The organism is Phytopseudomonas daroniae (genome assembly GCF_004327285.1).
GTDB lineage: Bacteria > Pseudomonadota > Gammaproteobacteria > Pseudomonadales > Pseudomonadaceae > Aquipseudomonas > Aquipseudomonas daroniae.
The window spans coordinates 13,484-35,244 of record NZ_QJUI01000007.1 but is presented as its reverse complement, the minus strand read 5'-3'; the positions used below and the strand labels follow the sequence as shown (position 1 = coordinate 35,244).

Genomic DNA, 21,761 nt, shown 5'->3' with positions numbered 1-21,761 from the left:
ACTCGCACCATCCCGCGGAACCCAGGGCTCATGCCATAATCCAAGACACTCTCGCCAGGAAGATGAGCAAGACCATGCCCAAAGGATTGCGACGCGCCGCCACTGCCCTACTGATCGCCATCGGCCTGTACAGCCTGATCGGCTTTCTCATCTTGCCCGGCATTGCACTGCGCATCGCCAACCAGCAGTTGGAAAATTATGCGACTCAGCCTGCCCGGCTGGATCGCCTGCAACTCAACCCCTTCACTCTGGAGCTGGATCTCTGGGGTCTGCACCTCGGTGAGCCTGGCAAAGAGCAGGTGGCCTTCGAGCACCTGGCCGTGAATCTGCAGCTGGACAGCCTGTGGAGCGGCGCCCTGCACCTGGCTGACGTGAGATTGGTGAAGCCTCACACCGAGGTGCGTTTCGACAAGGATGGCAACCTCAACCTGGCCCAGCTGTTCAAGCTCCCGGCCAGTGAGGAGCAGACGGAAGAACCCGGCGAGCCATTTGCCCTGCGCATCGACCGCATCGAACTGCTGGGCGGTAACCTGCATTTCCAGGATCTGCGCCCGCAGGAGCCGATCGACATCCACTACGACGATCTCAACCTGGAACTGCATAACCTCAGCACCCTGCCCGACGACAACGCCGACATGACCCTGGTGGCCACCGGCCCGGCTGGCGGCCGTATCGACTGGAGCGGTGAACTGAGTCTGAGCCCGATCAGTTCCAGTGGCACCCTGAAGATCACCGACGAGCCGATGAAGGCGTTCTGGCCCTACGTGCGTGACGCCGTCCCGCTGGTGCTCGAAAACGGTGTAGTGAGCCTGTCGACCGATTACCGCTTGAGCCTGCGTGACAGCACCGAGCTGTTGCTGAACAACGCCCGCATAAAAGTAGCGCCATTCGCCATGCAGGCGCCGGACGGCAAGCCATTGCTCAAGCTGGATGCACTCGAGGTCAGCGAAACCTCTCTGGATCTGGCCAGGCAACAGGTGGTTATCGGCAAGATCCGCGGCCAAAAACTGGAAGCCTGGGCCACCCGCGAAGCCGACGGAGAGCTCGACTGGCAGAAGCTGCTGGCCGGCAAACCGCAGGATGCGCCCAAGCAAGCGCCTGCGGATGCCTCCGAAACACCCGAGGCGGCCGACGATGCAGACCACAGCTCGCAAGCCGCGCCGAGCGAGCCAGCAAAGCCCTGGCACGTTCTGGTCAAGGACGTACAGTTACGCGACTACCATGCCCACCTCGTCGACCGTGTGCCGAGCAAGGCGACCACCGTGGAACTCGGCCCACTCGACCTCGACGTGCAGAACTTCGATAGCCTCGGCACCTCGCCCTTTGATCTCAAGCTCGACACCGGTGTCGGCAAACAGGGCAAGCTGCAAGCCGAGGGTCAGGTGCAACTGAGCCCGACCACCGCGACCCTGAAAGTGGTCACCCGCAATATCGACCTGCGCGTGGCACAAGCCTACATCAGCCCCTTCGTGCACCTGGAGCTGCGCAGCGGCCTGCTGAGCAGCGATCTTGGGGTCGAGCTCACGGCAACCGAGCCCCTGGCCCTGCGTGTACAGGGCAAGGCACAGATCACCCAGCTGCACACCCTCGACACCCTCAAGAACCGTGACTTGCTGCGCTGGAAGCAACTGGATCTGGGCGGCCTCGACTACCGCCATGGCGATCGTCTGGGCATCGAGCGGGTCGACCTGGAACAGCCCTATGCGCGCTTCATCATCAACGAAGACCTGAGCACCAACCTCAACGAGCTGATCGTCAAACAGCCCGCTGGCAACGCCGCTCAAGCGCAATCGTCAGCCGCCGCTGAAAAGCCGTTGGCCATCCGTATCGGCGAGGTCAGCCTGAAAGATGGCTCGGCCAACTTCGCCGACTTCAGCCTCAGGCCCAACTTCGCCACCGCGATACAGCAACTCAATGGTCGTATCGGCACCCTCGACAGCACCAGCAGCAAACCAGCCCCCGTGGATATCAGCGGCAAGGTCGACCGTTACGCGCCGGTCAGCATCAAGGGCAGCCTGACGCCCTTCGATCCGCTGCAGAGCCTGGACATCGCCACCCAGTTCAAACAGGTCGAGCTGACCACCCTGACCCCCTACTCCGGCAAATTCGCCGGCTACCGCATCCGCAAGGGCCGCCTGAACCTGGATCTGCATTACCGCATCAACAACGGCAAGCTGAACGCACAGAACAAGGTACTGGTCGAGCAATTGCAGCTCGGCGAAAAAGTCGACAGCCCGGACGCCGTGGATCTGCCGATTCGCCTGGCCGTAGCTCTGCTCAAGGATACTCAGGGGCGGATTTCCCTGGAGCTACCTCTGCAGGGCGACCTCAACAACCCACAGTTCAGCGTCATGCCAATCGTCTGGCAAACCCTGCGCAACCTGGTGCTGCGTGCCGCCCAGGCACCGTTCAAGTTCATCGGCGGCCTGGTCAGCGGTGGTGCCGACATGGATCTGAGCACCGTGGTGTTCGCACCTGGCAACGCCGAGCTGGATGAGCAGGCGCAAAAATCGTTGGATATGCTTGCCAGCGCCCTGCAGGAACGCCCGACCCTGCGCCTGGAAATCGAGGGTCTTAGTGCCCAGAGCAGCGACGGCCCATTGCTGGCCGAGCAGCGCCTGGAGCGCGAGTATCAGGACTATCTGTACCGCATCATGCAACGCCGTGGTGATCAGGTGCCGGCCAACGCCGACTTGCTGGTGGTGCCAGAGGACGAAAAAGCCCCGTTGCTGGAAGGCATCTACCGCGCCCGCCTGAAACAACAGCCGCCTGCCGAGTGGGCCGAGCTGGACAGCGATGAGCGCACGGCGCACCTGCGCGATGCCGTGCTGGAGTCCTGGAGCGACAGTCGTGGCCTGCAGCGCCAGCTGGCCCAGGATCGCGCCGCGGCGATCAAAGCGTATCTGGTGGATAGCGGCAAGTTGGCGGACGAACGCATCTACTTGCTCGACGTTAGCCTAGGCGAGGCCGAGAACGACGGCCGCGTGGCTACGCCCTTGCATCTGGATAGCGAGTGATAGGGATATGAAGCGTTTGAGCCTGTTGCTGGTGCTCTGCACCAGCCCATTGCTGAGCCAGGCCGATACCCTGCGCTGCGGCAGCAAGCTGGTGAACCTCGGTGATCGCACCTTCGAGGTGATGCAGAAATGTGGCGAACCGGCTTTCCGTGACCCCGTCGGTTATACGCTCGGCCCCCACTATCGACGCGAAACGAATATCGAGGAATGGGCCTACGAACCCAGCAACGGCATGTTCACCATTCTGACTTTCGAGGCTAATCGGCTGACGCGCATCGAACGCAAACGCAGCCGCTGACGACCATGAAAACACTCATCACCTGCACCCTGCTCATGCTGCTGGCGAGCACCGCCAACGCGGCGACCTGGCGTTGCGGCAGCGCTCTAGCCAGCACCGGCGACAGCACCGCCGAAGTCCAGTCCAAATGCGGCGAACCGAACAACCGCGCGTTCATCGGCTACAAGGAACAGACTGACAGCTATGGCTTCACCCATGAAGTGCAGATAGAGGAGTGGAATTACGGCCCGCGCAACGGCATGAACTACTTTCTGCGTTTCGAGGGCAATCGCCTGAACAGGATCGACAGCAAACGCGGCAATTAGCCGCTAGTCGATCAGAGCGGGCGACGGCAGAACGCCGTCACCCGGCAGCGATCAGCCGCGAGCGGCGTTGATCGCCTGGATGTAAGGCTCGGCCTGACGCTGATCCTTGATCAGCGCGACGAAGTCATTGCCGTCAGCATCCTTGGCATCGAGGTCGTAGCCGGCTTCGACGAAGAACCCGACGAACCGCTCGAAATCGTGGTCACGCAAGCCGCGGTAGGCTTTGACCAGTTTGTGCAGCGAGGGCGGCGTGGCATCAGCCGGTTCCACGGCGAGAAACAGCTTGATCTGCTCGTCGCTCACTTCGTCGCCAATCACCTGCTTCTTGTCTTTACGCATCGCTCACTCCAGCTAACCAGACCACACGGGGCCGGCAGTGTAACCCCGGCGCCGCAACCGCTCAACGCGGGGAACTCGTCGCAGGTACAGCCAACCTTTCTAGCACTGGCAAACCCTGAGCGGTACGCGACCTAAGTCAATACCGATGCGCTCTGGTCACTCTTATACTGGTGACAACCTCAGGATCCGTGGACGTTTCAGCATGACCGCCCTGCGGGTGGGGCCGCCCAGGTTGCGCGAGAAATTTCGCCATGCATTGTTGGAGGGCTTGGCAAGGGAATACCATTACCGGCGTCCTCCGCCTAGCGGATCGCCGCCCGACATGGCGAGATTTCTCGCGGCAACGCGGCTCGCGTTGAAACGTCAACAGACCCTAGGAAACACCACAATGCCCACTCTGTTCGCCGCTTGCCGCCAGAGCCTGCTCGGCGGTTATTCCTGGGCCAGCCTGCGTGGCGATCTGGCCGCCGGCCTCACGGTGGGCATCATCGCCATCCCCCTGGCCATGGCCCTGGCTATCGCCGTCGGCGTGGCGCCGCAGCATGGTCTCTACACGGTTCTGGTGGCGGCCCCGCTGATCGCCCTGTGCGGCGGCTCGCGCTTCAATATCTCCGGCCCCACTGCCGCCTTCGTGGTGATTCTGCTGCCGATCACCCAGAAATTCGGCATTGGCGGTCTGCTGTTGTGCACCCTGCTCGCCGGGCTGATTCTGATCATGCTGGGGTTGCTCAAGGCCGGTCGCCTGATCGAGTTCGTGCCCTACCCGGTCACGCTGGGATTCACCGCCGGTATCGGTATCGTCATCGCCACGCTGCAGATCAAGGATCTGTTCGGCCTGCAACTGGCCGAACAGCCGAGCCACTATGTGCAGCAATTGCAGTTGCTGTTCCAGGCACTGCCCGGCATCCGGCTCGGCGACAGCCTGGTGGCGCTGGCCTGCCTTGCCGTATTGCTGCTCTGGCCGCGCCTGGTGCCGCGCATTCCGGGGCATCTGGTGGCGCTGGCGGTCGGCGCACTGCTGGGCCTGTTGCTGGAGCGCGGCGGACTGCCGGTGGCGACGCTGGGTGAGCGCTTCAGTTACAGCGTCGAGGGCGTCAGCTACCCAGGCATTCCACCCTTTCTGCCAACATTCGCCTGGCCGTGGCAATTGCCTGGAGCAGATGGCCAGCCACTGGTTCTGTCCTTCGAATTGATCCGCCAGTTGCTGGCCCCGGCCTTCGCCATCGCCATGCTCGGCGCTATCGAATCGCTACTCTGCGCCGTGGTCGCCGACAGCATGACCGGCAGCAAGCACGACCCCAACGCCGAATTGCTCGGCCAGGGCATTGGCAATCTGGTCGCGCCGCTGTTCGGCGGCATCACCGCCACCGCCGCCATCGCCCGCAGCGCCGCCAACGTGCGCGCCGGCGCCTGTTCGCCGCTGGCCGCAGTCATCCATGCCGCCGTGGTGCTGGCCGCCATCCTGTTTCTCGCCCCGCTGTTCAGCTACCTGCCGATGGCCGCGCTCGCCGCCCTGTTGCTGATGGTGGCGTGGAACATGAGCGAAGCCCACCACGTGGCCCATACCTTGCGCATCGCGCCACGCAGCGATGTGCTGGTGCTGCTGACCTGTCTGTTACTCACGGTACTGTTCGATATGGTGCTGGCCGTCGGCGTCGGCCTGTTGCTGGCCGCAGGGCTGTTCATCAAGCGCATGAGCGAACTGACCGATACCCGCAGCCTGCCACGGCAAAATCATCAGGCCCTGAGTGACCTGCCGGAGCACGTGCTGGCCTTCGCCATTCGTGGCCCGCTGTTCTTTGGTGCGGCAGAACGGACGCTGAGTGCGCTGCGCCGGCTCGATCCTGACATCCGGGTGGTGATTCTCGACCTCAGCGCCGTGCCGATGCTCGACATGACGGCGCTCGCCGCGCTGCACAGCATCGTGCTGGAGTACCGCAAGCACGATATCTCCCTGATCGTCAGCGGCGCCTCGCCTTCACTACGCCTGAAGCTGCGCCGCGCCGGTCTGCAAAACGCTCATGGCCGCTTGAGTTATGCCCGGGATCTACCACGCGCCCGGACGATCTGCGAAAGCTGGCAGTCAGCGCCTGATCACGGTCTCGCGAACTGACGGGCTCTTAGAGCCATGCCTTTCAACATCTTTGAGCAGCCCAGCCTGTATGCTTGGCGGCATCGTCAAGCAGGTGGAGAAGGATCATCTGGCAAGTCATTGTTGAGAAGTACGAGCAGCAGGCCCCTGCAGCGGTGATGGCTCGTCTGGCACTCGATCGTGCCCTGCCCGCGCAATGGATCGACGAGGTGTTCGAGCACAACCGCCAGCGTCAGTATCCACGTGAACTGTTGTTCTCCAGCGTCGTGGAGCTGATGTCGCTCGTGACCTTGGGTCTGCGTCCGTCATTACATGCGGCTGCACGCAAGATGGCTGATCGTCTGCCGGTGTCGCTGGCGGCGTTGTATGCCAAGGTCAAGCGCACGGAGCCGGCCTTGCTGCGGGCCTTGGTACGCGGTAGCGCGCAGCGCCTGGCGCCGGTGATGGCGGGCCTGGATGTCGAACCGAGCCTGCCGGGTTGGCAGGTTCGCATCATCGATGGCAACCATCTGCCGGCCAGCGACAAGCGTCTGGCCGAGCTACGCGGTTTGCGTGGCGCAGCGCTGCCTGGGCACACACTGGTGGTCTACGACCCAGATAGCACCCTGGTTTGCGACATCCTGGCCTGCGAGGATGCTTACGAGAGCGAACGGGTCGGTGCCGCGCAGTTAATCGACAGCGCACAACCGGGCCAGGCCTGGATCGGGGACAGGCACTTCTGTACGGCTGCCCTGTTGGGCGGGCTTCACGCAGGCGGGGCAGGCTTCATCGTGCGTGAACACGCCAAGCATCCCCGGCTCAAGGCGCAGGGTGCCTGGAGTGCACAGTCCACCATCGAGACCGGGCAGGTACGCGAGCAGTCCATCGACCTGATCCTGGACGAGCATGAGTCGAGCCCATGCGTGAGCTGGCGGCGCATCGAAATCGAACTGGATACGCCCACCGAATCGGGCGACAAGACCATCGCGCTATGGAGTAATCTGCCCGCGCACATCACGGCGGCGACCCTCGCCCGTTTGTACCGCAAGCGCTGGCGCATCGAGGGAATGTTTGGCCGTCTGGAGTCGGTGCTTCACAGTGAAATCAAGACCCTGGGACATCCGCGTGCAGCTTTGCTGGGGTTTGCCGTGGCGGTGCTGGCCTACAACGTGCTGTCGCTGCTCAAAGCGGTCACCGAGCAAGCGCATCGGGCGACGCATCCGCAGTTGGACGTATCCACCTACCACCTGACGGTGGAGATCGTCAGCAGCTACGAGTCGATGATCATGCTCCTGCCGAGCGAGCACCTACCCTGTGCCGATGACGATCCACAGCATCTGCTGCAGCGCTTGTTGCAACTGGCCAGCAGGCTCAGCCCCAAGCAACTGACCACCAGCAAGCGAGGTCCCAAGAAAAGTCGAGCCAATGCTGGCTATGTCGACGGCACCACTGCCAGGGCACACGCCTCCACCGCTCGGCTTATAGCCGAGAAGGGGAAAAGACGTTGAAAGGCATGGCTCTTAGAGCCCCTTCACCGCATAGATTCCCGGCGCATTACGCCAGTAGCCCTTGTAGTCCATGCCATAACCGAAGATGTAGCGGTCGATGCACGGCAGGCCCACGTAGTCGGCCTTGAGATCCGGGCGGGCCTTGCGGTCGTGATCCTTGTCGATCAGCACGGCGGTGTGCACGTTGCTGGCGCCCGCGTGGTGGCAGAAATCGATGATCGCCCCCAGGGTGTGCCCTTCATCGAGGATGTCGTCGATGATCAGCACATCGCGGTCGATGAACGACACTTCCGGTTTGGCCTTCCAGAACAGCTCGCCGCCGCTGGTCTGGTTGCGGTAGCGACTGGCGTGCAGGTAGGAGGCTTCCAGGGGGAAGTCGAGCTTGGTCAGCAGCTTGCCGGAAAAGATCAGCCCGCCATTCATCACGCAGAACACCACCGGGTTGCGGTCGGCCAGTTCGGCGTTGATGGCGACGGCGACGCGCTCGATGGCGGCTTCCACTTCGGCTTCGCTGTACAGGCAGTCGGCTTCGGCCATTATCTGACGGATGTGAGCGAGATCGGCGGGCATATCATGTCCTCATTGGTGGCCGACGTTGGGCAGAAGCCTGGCTCTGCCGAGCGTCGATCACGCTGTATTGATGGCTCCGGCGCACAAGCTGATCACCGGGTCAGAAAAAGGCGGCAACGTTACGCACCCGACGGGTGTGGCGCAAGCATCCACGAATGCGCTCGACAAATGGCATGGCCGTTGCCCGCCGATTGTAAAAAGTTCCACATCCGCAGCGCCCACACTGCGACGCAATGCTTTAATCTAGCGTGTTTTTTGCCCACTTTTGCCGGAGACCCCGCAATGCCAGTCCTCGAGATCCGCCATCCGCTGATTCGCCACAAGATCGGCCTCATGCGCCGCGCGGATATCAGTACCAAGAATTTCCGCGAACTGGCCCAGGAAGTGGGCGCCCTGCTCACTTACGAGGCGACCAAGGATCTGCCGCTGGAAAGCTACGAAATCGCGGGCTGGGCAGGCCCCGTACAGGTCGAGAAGATCTCCGGCAAGAAGATCACCGTGGTGCCTATCCTGCGCGCCGGCATCGGCATGCTCGACGGCGTGCTCAGCCTGATTCCGGGTGCCAAGGTCAGCGCCGTCGGCGTGGCCCGCAACGAGGAAACCCTGCAGGCGCACACCTACCTGGAAAAACTGGTGCCGGAAATCAACGAGCGCCTGGCGATGATCATCGATCCGATGCTGGCCACCGGCGCCTCCATGGTCGCCACCATCGACCTGCTGAAGAAGGCCGGCTGCAAGGAGATCCGCGCCATGGTGCTGGTCGCCGCGCCCGAGGGCATCAAGGCGGTCAACGAAGCCCATCCGGACGTGAGGATCTACACCGCCTCCATCGACCAGCGTCTCAACGAACACGGCTACATCATCCCCGGGCTGGGTGATGCCGGCGACAAGATCTTCGGCACCAAGCAGAAGGACGCCTGATTGATGCGCGACGAATTCAACGATCCGTTGTGGCGTCAGGTGCTGTCCGGCGCGCAGATGCTCTTCGTGGCCTTTGGCGCCTTGGTGCTGATGCCGCTGATCACCGGCCTCGACCCCAACGTGGCGTTGTTCACCGCCGGCCTGGGCACCCTGCTGTTCCAGATCGTCACGGGCCGCCAGGTACCGGTTTTCCTGGCCTCGAGCTTCGCATTCATCACCCCGATCATTCTCGCCAAGGGCCAGTTCGGCCTGGCGGAAACCATGGGCGGCGTGGTCGCTGCCGGTTTCGTCTACACCTTTCTCGGCCTGGCCGTGAAGATCAAGGGCACCGGTTTCATCGACCGCCTGCTGCCGCCGGTGGTGATCGGCCCGGTGATCATTTCCATCGGCCTGGCCATGGCACCGATCGCCGCCAACATGGCGATGGGCAAAGCGGGTGACGGCAGCGTGCTGCTGCCCTACAGCACGGCGATGTGGATTTCCATGCCGACCTTGCTGACCACCCTGATCGTCGCCGTTTTCGGCCGCGGCATCTTCCGTCTGGTGCCGATCATCTCCGGCATTCTGGTGGGCTTCGCACTGTCGATCTACTTCGGCGCCCTTGACCTTGGCCATGTTGCCGACGCGCCCTGGCTGGCGGTGCCGGCCTTCACCGCGCCGGCCTTCAACTGGCAGGCGATCCTGTTCATCGTGCCGGTGGCTCTGGCTCCGGCCATCGAGCACATCGGCGGCGTCATCGCGGTGGGCAGCGTCACCGGCAAGAACTATCTGAAGAAGCCGGGCCTGCACCGCACCCTGTTCGGTGACGGCGTGGCCACCTCGGCAGCCGGTCTGTTCGGCGGCCCGCCCAACACCACCTACGCGGAAGTCACCGGTGCGGTGATGCTGACCAAGGCCTACAACCCGAAGATCATGACCTGGGCGGCGATCTTCGCCATCACCCTGGCCTTCATCGGCAAGTTCGGCGCCATCCTGCAGAGTATTCCGGTACCGGTAATGGGCGGCATCCTGTGCCTGCTATTCGGCTCCATCGCCGCAGTGGGCATGAACACCATGATCCGCCACAGCGTCGACCTCAGCGAAGCACGCAATCTAGTGATCGTGTCGGTGACCCTGGTGTTCGGTATCGGTGGCGTACTGATCGGCACCGGCGACGGCCCGGACGACTTCGGCCTCAAGGGCATCGCCCTGTGCGCCATCGTCGCCATCGCGCTGAACCTGATCCTGCCGGGCAACGACGGCTGGAAGAAAAAGAACGCAGACGAAGCGCCGGACATCTGAGAATCTGTTCACGATCTTCATGTGTTTGGCAAATAGGAACCCGTATCCCCTGGATCGGCGGCAATAAGGCGGAAGCGGACATTCGATTTGGTGGGTTTCATGACGTAGGGTGGACGACGCTTCATCCGTCCACCAACCCAGCGATCGCAATGGTGGATGAAAAGAGCGTCAGCTACGCGCCCCGATCCACCCTACGTCCGCTTGCGCCCCTCTTTGCTGCCATTGCGCTCGGAGTCTCGTCGAAAGATCGTGAACAGCTGTGGGACTCGCGATAGGGCGCGCTCTTACCCCACGCTTTGCGGCGCTCGCTCGCAAAGCCGCTTGAGCGCTGCCGCCCAACTTGGGTGGTCGTTCAGGCAAGGCACCAGCTCCAGGCTCTCGCCCCCCGCCTCCTGAAACTGTTCGCGTCCGCGATCACCGATTTCCTCCAGCGTCTCGATGCAGTCGGCAACGAAGGCCGGACACATCACCAGCAGCTTTTTCACGCCCTGGACGGCCAGCTCGTCAAGGCGCGCCTCGGTGTAGGGCTCGATCCATTTGTCCTTGCCCAGCCGCGACTGGAACGACACCGACCATTGCTCGGGCCGCAAGCCCATGCGCGCCGCGAACGCCTCGGCGGTGCGCTGGCACTGGCTACGGTAACAGCGCGCCAGCACTGCGTCGCTGACGCCCACGCTATCGGGGCGGCGCAGGTCGTGTTTCGCGTCGATACCTTTCACCAGCTTGCGAATGTGCCGCTCCGGCAAGCCGTGGAAGCTCAGCAGCAGATGATCGAAATCCTTCTGCAGATACGGGCGCGCGCTGTCGGCCAGGGCATCGAGGTAATCGGGATCATCGAAAAACGGCTGGAGGATGGAGAAGCGAATCGGCAGCTTGCGCTCACGCACCACCCGCTTGGCCTCTTCGATCACCGTGGTGGTGGTGCTGTCGGCGAACTGCGGATACAGCGGTGCCAGCGTGACCTGCTCGATGCCTTGGCCGGCGAGGCGGGTCAGTACGGTTTCCAGCGACGGCTCGCCGTAGCGCATGGCCAGCTCCACCGGCCCCTGCGTCCACTGCGCTTTCATCGCCTCCTGCAAACGCTTGCTGAGCACGATCAGCGGTGAGCCGTCCGGCCACCAGATCGACGCGTAGGCGTGGGCCGATTGCGCAGGGCGGCGGATCAGGATCAACGACACCAACAGCCGTCGCAGCGGCCAGGGCAGATCGACAACATAGGGATCCATCAGAAACTGGTTGAGATAACTCCGCACATCGGCGACTTCCGTGGAGGCCGGTGAGCCGAGGTTGACCAGTAGTAAAGCGTGATCGGTCATGCAATGTCATCCTGTTAATGAAGGCTCAACAAATCCACCAGAGCCACGTCCAGATGAGTGAAACGGAATTCGAAGCCGGCCTCCTGCGCCCTGACAGGCAAAGCATGTTGGCCGCCCAGCAGGAGCAGTGACATCTCGCCCAGGCCTGCGCGCAGTGCGAAGGCCGGTAGCGGCACGATGGCGGGCCGGTGCACGGCGTGGCCAAGTTCGCTGGCGAATTCGCTGTTGCGTACCGGATGCGGCGAACACGCATTATAAGGACCGCGCGCCTGCTCGTGCTGCAAGAGAAAATCAATCAGGGCGATTTGGTCGGCGATATGAATCCAAGGCATCCACTGGCGTCCATCGCCGATGCGACCGCCCAACCCGAAGCGAAACGGCGTGACCATGCGTTTGAGGATGCCGCCCTCCTTCGCCAGCACCAGGCCGGTACGCAGCAGAACCACGCGAATGCCCAGTGCTTCGGCCTGCTGCGCGGTATCTTCCCAGGCGACGCACAGTTGCGCGGCGAAATCCGCGCCGGAGGCAGCCTGCTCATCGACGATGCGCTCGCCACTATCGCCATACCAACCGACCGCCGAACCGGATAGCAACACGGCAGGCTTCCGTTCACGGCTCTGCAGCCAGGCCAGCAACTGCTCCGTCAAGTGAACGCGACTTTCCCACAACAGCTGCTTGCGCGCCTTGCTCCAGGGACGGTCGGCGATGGGGGCGCCGGCCAGGTTAACGACTGCATCCAGCGGCTCGTCGCCGATGTCCTCCAGGCGCCCGACGCCGCGCACGCGAGTACCACAGAGCACCGCCACCTGCTCCGGGCGGCGACTCCACACCGTCAGTTGGTACCCCTGCTCGAGCCAGTGGTGACAGAGCGCGCGACCAATCAGACCAGTACCGCCGGTGATCAGGATATGCATGGCAGGTTCCTCACTATGGTGTGCTCACAAGGTTCGACGCCACTTGCGGGGCGATGCTCAAGAACAATTACCCGCTGGAGCAGTCAGCCGACATAAACGGGGAAACTATTGCCGCCCGCACCTATTCTGAAGAATAGATGCCCTGGCTGCAGGCACTGGCCGACATGGACATAAGCTTATACATGAACTGTACATTGTATGAGCTATGTCCAAGGTGTAGTTTTGGGGCCCAGCGGGTTGTCGATCCTGCGGTTGCGGCAGCCCGACAGCACATGAGGTAAACATGACCAATACAGTTCCCATCGCCATCATCGGCACCGGTATCGCCGGGCTGTCCGCGGCCGAGGCACTGCATGCCGCCGGATATCCGGTGCAATTGTTCGACAAGAGTCGCGGCAGCGGCGGCCGCATGGCCAGCAAACGCAGCGACGCTGGCGCCCTGGATCTGGGCGCTCAATATTTCACCGCACGCGACCGCCGCTTCGCCGCTGCTGTCCAGCAATGGCAGGCCCGTGGCTGGGTCGAGGAATGGACGCCCAGCCTCTACCAGTTCGCCAACGGCACGCTCAGCCCATCGGCCGACGAGCAGGTGCGCTGGGTCGGCAAGCCACGCATGAGCGCCATCACCCGCGCCATACTCGGGGCCCTGCCGGTGAAGTTTTCCTGCCGTATCACCGAGGTATTCCGCGGTGAGCTGCACTGGCATCTGCTCGATGCCGACGGCGATAGCCACGGCCCTTTCAGCCACGTCATCATCGCCATACCGGCGCCCCAGGCCAGTGCTCTGCTGGCAGCGGCGCCCAAGCTCGCCGGCACGGTTGCCAGCGTGAGCATGGAGCCGACCTGGGCGGTGGCGCTGGCTTTCGAAGAGCATCTACAGACACCGCTGGAAGGTTGTTTCGTACAGGACTATCCGCTGGACTGGACGGCACGCAACCGCAGCAAACCCGGACGAGATGCCAAGCTGGACACCTGGGTGCTACACGCCAGCAGCAACTGGAGTCGCCAGCATCTGGATCTGCCCAAGGAGCAGGTGATCGAGCACCTGCATGGCGCCTTCGCTGAAATGATCGGTTGCGCCGTGCCGGAGCCGGTATTCAGCCTGGCCCATCGCTGGCTGTACGCCCGCCCTTCGGCGGCGCATCAACTGGGCGCCCTGGCCGATGCCGACCTGGGTCTCTACGCCTGTGGTGACTGGTGTCTGTCAGGCCGTGTCGAAGGCGCCTGGCTAAGCGGCCAGGAAGCGGCTCGCAAACTGATCGCGCACAATCAGTGAATGCCTCAAGGCATCGCCTGACCCCGCGCAAGCTGCTGCTGTGCAAATGGACGGCGGCCACGCCGCAGAACCGCGAAAAGCACTTTCTGGTCACCGAACTGTTCTGCGACGAAGACGGTACGGTGCAGGAAGTGGAACTTCAGGCCGTACTCAGCAAGCGCGCCCAGTACCTCGACTGGCGGCTGCTGCAGGATACCGAACACTGGCAGATGGGCTGGCGTTGAAGCGCCGCCCGCCTCGCCTGTTGCTGGCAATAGCTGTACACAGCATTTGACTTGTACAAGATCGCGCCTAAGATGAAATTAAACTTGTACAAAAATAAATCCTTGTACAAGCACATTCTCGAAGGTTCGCCATGCCAGTCAGCCCACTCCACTGCGAAAAACCCAAGCTTGGCGTCAGCGCCTGCCTGCTCGGCGCCGAAGTGCGCTACAACGGCGGCCATAAGGCTTCCAGGCTGTGCTTGGATCAACTGAGCGACTATTTCGAGTTCGTGCCGTTCTGCCCAGAAGTCGCCATCGGTCTGGGTACGCCGCGCGAGCCGATTCGCCTGGTCGGTGACCCGGCAGCGCCACGTGCCGTGGGCACCGTACATCCTGACCAGGATCACACCGACGCCCTGACCGCCTATGGCGAGCAGGTGGCTGCCGATCTGCCGCCCATCAGCGGCTACATCGTCATGCAGCAATCGCCGTCCTGCGGCCTGGAGCGGGTCAAGGTCTATCAGGACAATGGTCACCCCAGCGAGCCGAAGGGCCGCGGGCTCTACGCCCGTGTGCTGTGCGAACGCCACCCGAACCTGCCCATCGAGGAAGACGGCCGGCTCAACGACCCGGTGCTGCGCGAGAACTTCCTGACGCGGGTGTTCACCTACGCGCAGTGGCAGGCCCTGTGCCGAACCGGCCTGAGCCGCGGCAAGCTGATTGAGTTTCACGCACGTCACAAATACCTGCTGATGGCCACCGACCCGCTGCGCTACAAGCGTCTCGGCCGTTTGCTCGGCGATCTGTCCGGGCAGGATCTGCACAGCCTGGCCGCGCACTACATCAGCGAACTGATGACGGCCCTGAAGCGCTGCGCGACTCGCGGCACCCACAGCAACGTGTTGCAGCACCTGAGTGGCTACCTGAAGGGCGCCCTGAATACGGCGGAAAAACAGGAAATGCAGCAGCTCATTGGCCAATACCGCCATGGCATCGTGCCCCTGGTGGTGCCGCTGACCCTGCTCAAGCACCACTTCCGCCAACATCCCGATCGCTACATCGCGCAGCAGATTTACCTGCAACCGCACCCGGAAAACCTCAGCCTGCGGAACGCTCTATGAACCAGCCAACCTCACCCGAGCCAAACGCGGGGGCTTACCGCGGCGCCATCGCCGACGGCTACCTGCCGATCCGCGAGGTGGCCAGCCGCACTGGCGTGAATCCGGTCACCCTGCGCGCCTGGGAGCGGCGTTACGGCCTGATCGTGCCGCACCGCACCGCCAAGGGTCATCGCCTGTACTCCCCGGAACAGGTGCAGACCATTCACGCCGTGCTCGGCTGGCTCAATCGCGGTGTATCGGTCGGTCAGGTCAAGGGGCTGCTGCGTGCCGACCAGCCGCTGCCGGCCGAACAGGCTTCACAATGGCAGGAAAAACGCGAGCGCATGTGCCACGCCATCCATTTGCTCGACGAGCGCCAGTTGGACGAACGTTTCAACGCCGAACAGGCGCTCTACCCTCCGCAGATTCTCTGCCAGCACCTGCTATTGCCGCTGTTGGTAACCCTGGAAGAACGCTGGCCACAACGCCCCGGCGCGAAAACCGAGCGGCTGTTCCTGCACAGCTGGTTGCGCAGCAAGCTCGGCGCTCGGGTTTACCACGACAACCGCCAGCACAATGGCAAGCCGCTGCTGCTGATCAACCTGTGCCAGGTGCCGATGTCGCCGCAGTTGTGGCTGTGCGCCTGGCTGATCGGCACCGCCGGTTGCCCGGTGGATGCCTTCGATGGGCCAATCCCCGCCAACGAACTAGCGCTGGCCATCGCCCGACTGCAACCCCGTGCCCTGTTGCTGTTCTGCGAGGCGGACTCCAATACCGATGCCGAGTCGTCGCTGCATGACTGGTTGGGCGACCACGGCGTGCCCTGCCTGTTGGTCGGCATCGAGGACGAAGCCCGCGGCGGGCAACTGCTCGCCAATGCCCCCAAAGGCGCGGATATCGCCTTCATGGCCGATCCCCTCGCCGCGCTGCAAACACTCGCCGACCGCCATCTGCTCGAATAGGACGCCCCATGCTGCAACTGATGTGGTTCCGAACCGACCTGCGCGTCACCGACAACGGCGCGCTGACCGCCGCCATGCGGGCCGGGCCGACGGTGGCCGTATTTCTGCTCAGCCCCGGTCAATGGCAACGGCATGACGATGCGCCAAGCAAGGTGGACTTCTGGCTGCGCAACCTGGCTGAACTGAGCCGGGAGCTGCAGCGCCTCAACGTACCGCTGCTGATTCGTGAAGCCGATGAGTGGAGCGCTGTCCCCAAAATCCTGGGCGCGTTGGCTCAGGAGTTGGAGGCCAGCGCGCTACACGTCAACGAGGAATATGGGGTCAATGAAACCCGGCGCGACCATGGCGTCGCAGCCGTACTGGATGGGCTCGGCATCAACTTTCACAGCCACCTCGATCGTCTGCTGTTCAAGCCCGGCAGCGTGCTGACGCGCACGGGCACTTACTTCAAGGTCTACAGCCAGTTCCGTGGGATCTGCTACCAGCGTCTGCACAACGCCCTGCCGCCCTTGGTGGCACTGCCAAAGGCGCAAGCCAGACTGAAGATCAACGGCGACAAGGTGCCGGATAGCGTTTCCGGCTTCGAGCCGCCGAGCCAGGCGCTGCGTGATGCCTGGCCGGCTGGCGAGCAAGCCGCTCGGGAGCGGCTGCAGCGCTTCGCCGGTGAAGGGATCGAGGGCTATCACGACAACCGCGACTTCCCGGCTCGCCCCGGCACCAGCCAGTTGTCGGCCTACCTGGCCGCCGGCGTGGTTTCCCCACGCCAGTGCCTGCACACGGCGCTGAACATCAATCAGGGCGAGTTCGAAAGCGGCAATCAGGGCACCGTCACCTGGGTCAATGAACTGATCTGGCGCGAGTTCTACACCCATATCCTGGTCGGCTACCCACGCGTGTCCATGCACCGCGCGTTCCGCCCGGAAACCGAAGCCCTGCCGTGGCGTGATGCCAGGAGCGACCTGCAAGCCTGGCAGGAAGGACGCACCGGCATTCCGATCATCGACGCAGCGATACGCCAGTTGCTGGCCACCGGCTGGATGCACAACCGCTTGCGCATGGTAGTGGCGATGTTCCTGACCAAGAACCTGCTGATCGACTGGCGCGAAGGCGAGCGCTTCTTCATGCGTCACCTGATCGACGGCGATCTGGCTGCCAACAATGGCGGCTGGCAGTGGAGCGCCTCGACCGGTACCGACTCGGTGCCCTACTTCCGCATCTTCAATCCGGTCAGCCAGTCCCAGCGCTTCGATCCGGATGGTCGCTTCATCCGTCAGTGGCTGCCGGAACTGGCCACGCTCAGCGACAAGGCGATTCACGATCCTCATGCCGGCCGCAAAGGGCAGGACGGTCTGTTTGCAGCAGGCCTGGACTATCCACTGCCAATCGTCGACCTACGCGCCAGCCGCCAGCGTGCTCTGGACGCGTTCAAGAACCTGCCATCGGCAAACGAGCCCTCGTGAACGAATTCCTGCAGCGCCTCACCAGTCTGGGCAAGCACAACCTGGATCGTCTCGGCGGGCTACATCGTTTGCATTACGGGCGCATCCAGGATCCGACAAATTTCGTCTTCAGACTGTGGGACTTCTACCGCGGCTATTGCGAAGGCGGCTTTATCGAGCGCACCATCGACACCGCTCAAATGCTGCTGGCCAAACCGGCAGCGTCCCCCCAACAGCTGCTCGGACGATTCGGTGCCTAAAAACCTGCTCAACGCCATCCTCTTTCAAATCGGCTGGTTCACCTGTGTACTCGGTGGCGGCCCTTGGTTGTGGCTGGTGGCGGTGATCATGCTGGTGCACCTGTTTTACATTGGCAGTTGGCAGCGCGAAGGCAAACTGCTGGTGAGCGTGTTCCTGTTCGGCAGCGCGGTGGACAGCTTTCTGCTGCAATTCGGCGTCTTCTATTTCGGCGAACCTCGCCAGCTCATCCCCTTGTGGCTGGCGCTGCTATGGCTGCTGCTCGGCACTACGCTGTGCCACTGTCTGGCCTGGACAGCGCGGCCCTGGTGGCGCGCCAGCCTGCTCGGCGCCTGCTTCGCGCCATTGTCCTACTATGCGAGCGCCGCTCTGACCGGAGCGAGTTTCCCTTACGGTGCCGAGGTCACGCTGGCCCTGCTGGCACTGATCTGGGCGGTAGTGCTGCCGGTGTTGCACGGTTTCGCCAGGCTCCACACGGCGAACGACCGCCCGGCTTGAATCCTCTCAGAGCAACGGCGCCTGGCGTAAACTAACCCCATGAGCGCCAACCACTACATCCCCCATACCCAGATTGCCGAAAACACCGAGGTCAGTTGCAGCACCTGCGCGGCCTGCTGCTGCCAGCTGGAAGTGATGCTGATCACCGATACCGGCGTGCCACGGCGCTTTATCGACAACGACGATTGGGGCGGCGAGGTGATGCGCAGGCTGGATGACGGCTGGTGCGCCGCACTGGATCGCGACACCATGCGCTGCACCATCTATTCGGTACGTCCACTGATCTGCCGCGAGTTCGAACTGGGCGCTCCCGAATGCCTGGAGGAACGCCGCGGCATCCGCGATGCCTATCGCTGACAGTGCTCTCCGCGGCCTCGCCACGAACTTACTGCAGGCATAAAAAACCGGGCGTGAGGCCCGGTTCAGGATGTGGCAACGCGACCGACTTAGAAATTCAGGCGGTAATGTACGGTATAAGCCTCGACGCCATCGTTGGGGTTCTTGAGGCCGGCGTTGGAATAGTGAATCGCACGAATACCGACTTCGTGACCGCCTGCGAACCGTAGGCCAGCGCCGATGCGATCCTCGAACTGGAACGAGGAACCCAGATCGTTGGACTCGAGTTTGGTGTTGGAAAACGCTGCCACACCGATACCGGCTTCCAGGTAGGGTTTGACGTTCTGCCCGGCGAATTCGTAGACGAATACCGGCGCGAAGGAGATGCTGTGGTTGGTGGACGTATCATCACCCTCCCAATAGGTGTAACCAGCATCCCAGTAGCCGCCCAAGTGGCCGACACTACTTTCGAACCAGCGGCTGTTGAAATCGAACTGAGCACTGAGACGGTAAACCATGGTGGAATCACCTGACTGACCTGCAGAAAAGGTCACTCCCGCGGCCTGAACTGCTGTTACCGATCCAAGAGACAACGCAACTGCAGCGGCCAAGCCAACCAGCTTCTTCATTGGAAACATCCTTTTTATAGGGATCACGGATTCTGTTTAAGTGAAGCACGGAAAAACTATAGTTACAGAGTTGCTCTGAGTTCCATTTGTTCTAAAAATATTTAATGGCCAATAGCCCACTAACGCTCTTGGGTAAAACTGTTTACATACTCGGCGCTGCCCCACAGCCGCGGCAGAATCCTTTGCATGAGCAATGGTTCACCACTGCACCAGAAGCGATCTGGCGCTGCCGGCCCTGCGGCCAGCAACCCTCGTTCACTCAGCAGCCGTTGTAGCTGCCGTGCTACGGCAGCGCCGGTGTCGATCAGGCTGATCGACGGATCCAGCCACTGGCTCAGCAATGGTTTGAGAAAGGGGTAGTGGGTGCAGCCGAGAATCAACGTATCGCAGCCCTCGGCGAGCAGTGGTTCGACGTAGCCACGCAGCAACTCGTGCAGCGCCGGATCGTCCAGATCCCCCGCTTCGATCAACTCGACCAACCCCGGACAAGGCTGGGTGACCACCCGCACATCGCTGGCGAACTGATCGAGCAGCGCGGCGAAACGAGCGCTTTTCAGCGTGCCGGTGGTAGCCAGCACACCGACCACGCCGGATCGGGTCGCCGCGGCGGCAGGCTTGACCGCAGGCTCCATGGCCACGATAGGCAGCTGTGGGTAAAGCGCCCGCAGCTCGGCGACACCCGCCACCGTCGCGGTATTGCAGGCCAGCACCAGGGCCTTGGCATTCCGGACGAGGAGGAATTCGGCGATTGCCCGGCAGCGCTCACGGATGTACTCGGCGCTTTTTTCGCCATAGGGCACGTGACCGCTATCGGCCACATAAAGCAGCGACTCGTGCGGTAGCACCGCACGGATCTCTCGCAACACCGTGAGGCCACCGACGCCGGAATCGAACACCCCTATCGGCGCTTCACTCATGGGCGTTGCCCGCACAGACCGCACAACCCGGATCGCGCTTGACCCGCAGTTCACGAAAGCGCGAGCCGAAAGCATCGATCAGCAGCAGCCGCCCCACCAGCGGTTCACCGAAACCGGCCAGCAGCTTCAGGGCCTCCAGCGCTTGCAGGCTGCCAACCAGGCCGACCAGTGGCCCAGCCACACCCGCTTCGCTGCAGGTCAGCTCGGCTTCGCTGCCATGGCCATACAGGCAGTGGTAACAGGGGCTGTCGGCACGACGCGGATCGAACACCGAAAGCTGCCCTTCCAGACGGATCGCCGCGCCACTGATAAGCGGCCTGCGGGCGGCGACACAGGCGGCATTGACCGCCTCGCGGGTGGCGAAGTTGTCCGAGCAATCGAGCACCAGATCGACCGCCGCCACCGCTGCTGCCAGGGAGTCCGCGTCCAGCACCTGGCGATGGGCATGCAGACGAATGTCGGGGTTGAGCGCCGCCAGCCGAGCCAACGCCGAATCCACTTTGCTCTGCCCGATGCTCGCGGTGTCGTGAGCGATCTGCCGCTGCAGGTTGCTCAGGTCGACAGTATCGAAATCCGCCAGGTGCAGCTCACCGACTCCGGCCGCCGCCAGATACAGCGCTACCGGCGAGCCGAGCCCACCGAGGCCGACGATCAGTGCGCGGCTGCTCTTGAGTCGCAACTGGCCATCGATATCGATCTGCGACAGCAGAATCTGCCGGCTGTAACGCAGCAGCTCCTCATCGTTCAAGTGTTCATTCATGCGGCCACCGCCCCAGGCTGATGCGCTCATGATTGGCCAGGTCGCGCCGACTGTGAACCTCGGCGAAACCGCGTTGGCTCAGCAGATCACGCACCGCCTCGGCCTGATCGAAACCATGCTCGAGCAACAGCCAGCCGGGAGCCGCCAGATAATCGGGCGCCTGCCTGATGATCAGACGGATATCGTCCAGGCCGTCGAGGCCCGAAACCAGCGCGCTGCTCGGCTCGAAACGCACATCGCCCTCGTCCAGATGGCGGTCGTCACTGGCGATATAGGGCGGGTTGCTGACAATCAGTCCATAGCGCTCGCCGCACTGCCCGTCGAACCAGTGGCTCGACCCGAACGCGGCGTTCGCCAGACCCAGGCGTGCCCGATTGCCTTCCGCCAGGGCAATGGCTTCGTCGACCCGATCGACCCCGGTCACCTGCCAGGCCGGGCGTTCACTTGCCAGCGCCAGGGCGATAGCGCCCGTACCGGTACCGAGGTCGAGTACCCGCGCCGGGCCGCCAGGCAATAACGCCAGCGCGGTCTCCACCAGCAGCTCGGTATCCGGCCGCGGGATCAGGGTATGCGGCGCGACATCCAGATCCAGGCTCCAGAAACCCTGCCGGCCGAGAATGTACGCCACCGGCTCGCCGTTACGTCGGCGCGCCAGGCTGGCCGCGAATCGCACAGCCGCGTCGGCCTCGACCTCACGATCCGCCCAGGTGCGCAGATAGCTGCGCGGCTTGCCAAGGGCATGGGCCAGCAGCAGCTCGGCATCCAGGCGGGCACTGGGCGAGTCCGGCAGTTCAGCGGCATTGAGCAGAAATTCGATGGTCGCCATCACTATAAGCCTCAAGC

General features: G+C 62.9%; 22 protein-coding genes and 1 pseudogene. 15 read left to right on the top strand and 8 right to left on the bottom strand.

Annotation, left to right across the window (positions count from 1 at the left end):
- Positions 1–74 precede the first annotated feature (74 nt).
- From DNK06_RS09195 to DNK06_RS09185, 3 genes are read left to right on the top strand one after another with little or no spacing between them, the layout of a single operon-like run.
- Positions 75–3,017, top strand: coding sequence for a DUF748 domain-containing protein (locus tag DNK06_RS09195; RefSeq protein WP_131179728.1), 2,943 nt, complete (start codon positions 75–77; stop codon positions 3,015–3,017).
- A 7-nt stretch (positions 3,018–3,024) separates the two neighbouring features.
- Positions 3,025–3,315: a DUF2845 domain-containing protein gene (locus tag DNK06_RS09190; RefSeq protein ID WP_131179727.1), complete on the top strand. Its 291-nt coding sequence runs from the start codon at positions 3,025–3,027 to the stop codon at positions 3,313–3,315.
- 5 nt (positions 3,316–3,320) lie between these two features.
- Positions 3,321–3,620: a DUF2845 domain-containing protein gene (locus tag DNK06_RS09185; protein WP_131179726.1), complete on the top strand. Its 300-nt coding sequence runs from the start codon at positions 3,321–3,323 to the stop codon at positions 3,618–3,620.
- A gap of 51 nt (positions 3,621–3,671) precedes the next feature.
- Here DNK06_RS09185 and DNK06_RS09180 read toward each other — a convergent pair whose 3' ends face one another.
- The gene (locus tag DNK06_RS09180; protein WP_131179725.1) at positions 3,672–3,959 is read right to left on the bottom strand and encodes a PA4642 family protein; all 288 of its coding nucleotides are present in this window, start codon (positions 3,957–3,959) and stop codon (positions 3,672–3,674) included.
- 388 nt (positions 3,960–4,347) lie between these two features.
- Between DNK06_RS09180 and dauA the strand changes: the two genes are divergently transcribed.
- Together dauA and DNK06_RS09170 are read left to right on the top strand one after the other, a co-directional pair.
- Positions 4,348–6,072, top strand: coding sequence for a C4-dicarboxylic acid transporter DauA (gene dauA, locus DNK06_RS09175; RefSeq protein WP_131179724.1), 1,725 nt, complete (start codon positions 4,348–4,350; stop codon positions 6,070–6,072).
- 137 nt (positions 6,073–6,209) lie between these two features.
- A complete protein-coding gene (locus DNK06_RS09170; RefSeq protein ID WP_131179723.1) occupies positions 6,210–7,538 on the top strand; it encodes an IS4 family transposase in 1,329 nt (442 codons plus the stop codon).
- Positions 7,539–7,550: 12 nt separating this feature from the next.
- Here DNK06_RS09170 and DNK06_RS09165 read toward each other — a convergent pair whose 3' ends face one another.
- The gene (locus DNK06_RS09165; RefSeq protein WP_131179722.1) at positions 7,551–8,108 is read right to left on the bottom strand and encodes a hypoxanthine-guanine phosphoribosyltransferase; all 558 of its coding nucleotides are present in this window, start codon (positions 8,106–8,108) and stop codon (positions 7,551–7,553) included.
- Between the two features lie 282 nt (positions 8,109–8,390).
- On the opposite strand from DNK06_RS09165, the gene upp reads away from it, so the two are divergent.
- Both upp and DNK06_RS09155 read left to right on the top strand, forming a co-directional pair.
- Positions 8,391–9,029, top strand: coding sequence for a uracil phosphoribosyltransferase (gene upp / locus DNK06_RS09160; protein WP_131179721.1), 639 nt, complete (start codon positions 8,391–8,393; stop codon positions 9,027–9,029).
- 3 nt (positions 9,030–9,032) lie between these two features.
- The gene (locus DNK06_RS09155; RefSeq protein WP_131179720.1) at positions 9,033–10,310 is read left to right on the top strand and encodes a uracil-xanthine permease family protein; all 1,278 of its coding nucleotides are present in this window, start codon (positions 9,033–9,035) and stop codon (positions 10,308–10,310) included.
- Between the two features lie 284 nt (positions 10,311–10,594).
- Here DNK06_RS09155 and hemH read toward each other — a convergent pair whose 3' ends face one another.
- Positions 10,595–11,626: a ferrochelatase gene (gene hemH, locus DNK06_RS09150; RefSeq protein WP_131179719.1), complete on the bottom strand. Its 1,032-nt coding sequence runs from the start codon at positions 11,624–11,626 to the stop codon at positions 10,595–10,597.
- Between the two features lie 14 nt (positions 11,627–11,640).
- A complete protein-coding gene (locus DNK06_RS09145; RefSeq protein WP_131179718.1) occupies positions 11,641–12,540 on the bottom strand; it encodes a TIGR01777 family oxidoreductase in 900 nt (299 codons plus the stop codon).
- 283 nt (positions 12,541–12,823) lie between these two features.
- Here DNK06_RS09145 and DNK06_RS09140 point away from each other — a divergent pair, with 283 nt between their 5' ends.
- The 8 genes and pseudogenes from DNK06_RS09140 to DNK06_RS09105 all read left to right on the top strand — a co-directional run bounded on the left by DNK06_RS09140 (position 12,824) and on the right by DNK06_RS09105 (position 18,633).
- Positions 12,824–13,816, top strand: a complete 993-nt coding sequence (locus DNK06_RS09140) for an NAD(P)/FAD-dependent oxidoreductase (protein WP_131179717.1) — start codon at positions 12,824–12,826, stop codon at positions 13,814–13,816.
- Positions 13,813–14,040 carry a TIGR02450 family Trp-rich protein gene (locus tag DNK06_RS09135; RefSeq protein WP_131179716.1) on the top strand — a complete coding sequence of 76 codons (228 nt, stop codon included), beginning with the start codon at positions 13,813–13,815 and terminating at the stop codon, positions 14,038–14,040. Before DNK06_RS09140 ends, DNK06_RS09135 begins: the two co-directional genes overlap by 4 nt.
- Positions 14,041–14,171: 131 nt before the next feature.
- Positions 14,172–15,140: a YbgA family protein gene (locus DNK06_RS09130; protein ID WP_131179715.1), complete on the top strand. Its 969-nt coding sequence runs from the start codon at positions 14,172–14,174 to the stop codon at positions 15,138–15,140.
- The gene (locus tag DNK06_RS09125) at positions 15,137–16,081 is read left to right on the top strand and encodes a MerR family transcriptional regulator (RefSeq protein ID WP_131179714.1); all 945 of its coding nucleotides are present in this window, start codon (positions 15,137–15,139) and stop codon (positions 16,079–16,081) included. Before DNK06_RS09130 ends, DNK06_RS09125 begins: the two co-directional genes overlap by 4 nt.
- An 11-nt stretch (positions 16,082–16,092) precedes the next feature.
- Complete coding sequence (gene phrB, locus DNK06_RS09120; protein ID WP_165493698.1) at positions 16,093–17,541, top strand: deoxyribodipyrimidine photo-lyase; 1,449 nt, start codon at positions 16,093–16,095, stop codon at positions 17,539–17,541.
- Between the two features lie 101 nt (positions 17,542–17,642).
- A pseudogene (locus DNK06_RS09115) lies at positions 17,643–17,780 on the top strand (SAM-dependent methyltransferase); the annotation flags it as partial.
- Positions 17,773–18,276, top strand: a complete 504-nt coding sequence (locus DNK06_RS09110; protein WP_131179712.1) for a DUF2878 domain-containing protein — start codon at positions 17,773–17,775, stop codon at positions 18,274–18,276. The pseudogene DNK06_RS09115 and the gene DNK06_RS09110, both read left to right, overlap by 8 nt.
- A 39-nt stretch (positions 18,277–18,315) precedes the next feature.
- Complete coding sequence (locus DNK06_RS09105) at positions 18,316–18,633, top strand: YkgJ family cysteine cluster protein (RefSeq protein ID WP_131179711.1); 318 nt, start codon at positions 18,316–18,318, stop codon at positions 18,631–18,633.
- Positions 18,634–18,722: 89 nt separating this feature from the next.
- Here the strand turns inward: DNK06_RS09105 and DNK06_RS09100 are convergent, their stop codons facing one another.
- The 4 genes from DNK06_RS09100 to prmC all read right to left on the bottom strand — a co-directional run bounded on the left by DNK06_RS09100 (position 18,723) and on the right by prmC (position 21,744).
- A complete protein-coding gene (locus DNK06_RS09100; protein WP_131179710.1) occupies positions 18,723–19,241 on the bottom strand; it encodes an acyloxyacyl hydrolase in 519 nt (172 codons plus the stop codon).
- A gap of 119 nt (positions 19,242–19,360) precedes the next feature.
- A complete protein-coding gene (gene murI, locus DNK06_RS09095; protein ID WP_131179709.1) occupies positions 19,361–20,158 on the bottom strand; it encodes a glutamate racemase in 798 nt (265 codons plus the stop codon).
- On the bottom strand, positions 20,151–20,918 hold the full coding sequence (locus tag DNK06_RS09090; protein WP_131179708.1) for a molybdopterin-synthase adenylyltransferase MoeB: 768 nt from the start codon (positions 20,916–20,918) through the stop codon (positions 20,151–20,153). The genes murI and DNK06_RS09090 overlap by 8 nt, the downstream gene beginning before the upstream one ends.
- Entirely contained in the window at positions 20,911–21,744 is an 834-nt protein-coding gene (gene prmC / locus DNK06_RS09085; protein WP_131179707.1) for a peptide chain release factor N(5)-glutamine methyltransferase, read from the bottom strand. The genes DNK06_RS09090 and prmC overlap by 8 nt, the downstream gene beginning before the upstream one ends.
- Between the last annotated feature and the right edge of the window lie 17 nt (positions 21,745–21,761).

Coding starts and splice junctions, on each gene's coding strand:
- DNK06_RS09165 (WP_131179722.1), bottom strand. CDS start 8,108: ATGCCCGCCGATCTCGCTCACATCCGTCAGATAATGGCCGAAGCCGAC.
- murI (WP_131179709.1), bottom strand. CDS start 20,158: ATGAGTGAAGCGCCGATAGGGGTGTTCGATTCCGGCGTCGGTGGCCTC.
- hemH (WP_131179719.1), bottom strand. CDS start 11,626: ATGACCGATCACGCTTTACTACTGGTCAACCTCGGCTCACCGGCCTCC.
- DNK06_RS09180 (WP_131179725.1), bottom strand. CDS start 3,959: ATGCGTAAAGACAAGAAGCAGGTGATTGGCGACGAAGTGAGCGACGAG.
- DNK06_RS09140 (WP_131179717.1), top strand. CDS start 12,824: ATGACCAATACAGTTCCCATCGCCATCATCGGCACCGGTATCGCCGGG.
- upp (WP_131179721.1), top strand. CDS start 8,391: ATGCCAGTCCTCGAGATCCGCCATCCGCTGATTCGCCACAAGATCGGC.
- DNK06_RS09130 (WP_131179715.1), top strand. CDS start 14,172: ATGCCAGTCAGCCCACTCCACTGCGAAAAACCCAAGCTTGGCGTCAGC.
- DNK06_RS09155 (WP_131179720.1), top strand. CDS start 9,033: ATGCGCGACGAATTCAACGATCCGTTGTGGCGTCAGGTGCTGTCCGGC.
- DNK06_RS09090 (WP_131179708.1), bottom strand. CDS start 20,918: ATGAATGAACACTTGAACGATGAGGAGCTGCTGCGTTACAGCCGGCAG.
- DNK06_RS09195 (WP_131179728.1), top strand. CDS start 75: ATGCCCAAAGGATTGCGACGCGCCGCCACTGCCCTACTGATCGCCATC.
- prmC (WP_131179707.1), bottom strand. CDS start 21,744: ATGGCGACCATCGAATTTCTGCTCAATGCCGCTGAACTGCCGGACTCG.
- DNK06_RS09170 (WP_131179723.1), top strand. CDS start 6,210: ATGGCTCGTCTGGCACTCGATCGTGCCCTGCCCGCGCAATGGATCGAC.
- DNK06_RS09125 (WP_131179714.1), top strand. CDS start 15,137: ATGAACCAGCCAACCTCACCCGAGCCAAACGCGGGGGCTTACCGCGGC.
- DNK06_RS09190 (WP_131179727.1), top strand. CDS start 3,025: ATGAAGCGTTTGAGCCTGTTGCTGGTGCTCTGCACCAGCCCATTGCTG.
- DNK06_RS09185 (WP_131179726.1), top strand. CDS start 3,321: ATGAAAACACTCATCACCTGCACCCTGCTCATGCTGCTGGCGAGCACC.
- DNK06_RS09145 (WP_131179718.1), bottom strand. CDS start 12,540: ATGCATATCCTGATCACCGGCGGTACTGGTCTGATTGGTCGCGCGCTC.
- DNK06_RS09105 (WP_131179711.1), top strand. CDS start 18,316: ATGAGCGCCAACCACTACATCCCCCATACCCAGATTGCCGAAAACACC.
- dauA (WP_131179724.1), top strand. CDS start 4,348: ATGCCCACTCTGTTCGCCGCTTGCCGCCAGAGCCTGCTCGGCGGTTAT.
- DNK06_RS09100 (WP_131179710.1), bottom strand. CDS start 19,241: ATGAAGAAGCTGGTTGGCTTGGCCGCTGCAGTTGCGTTGTCTCTTGGA.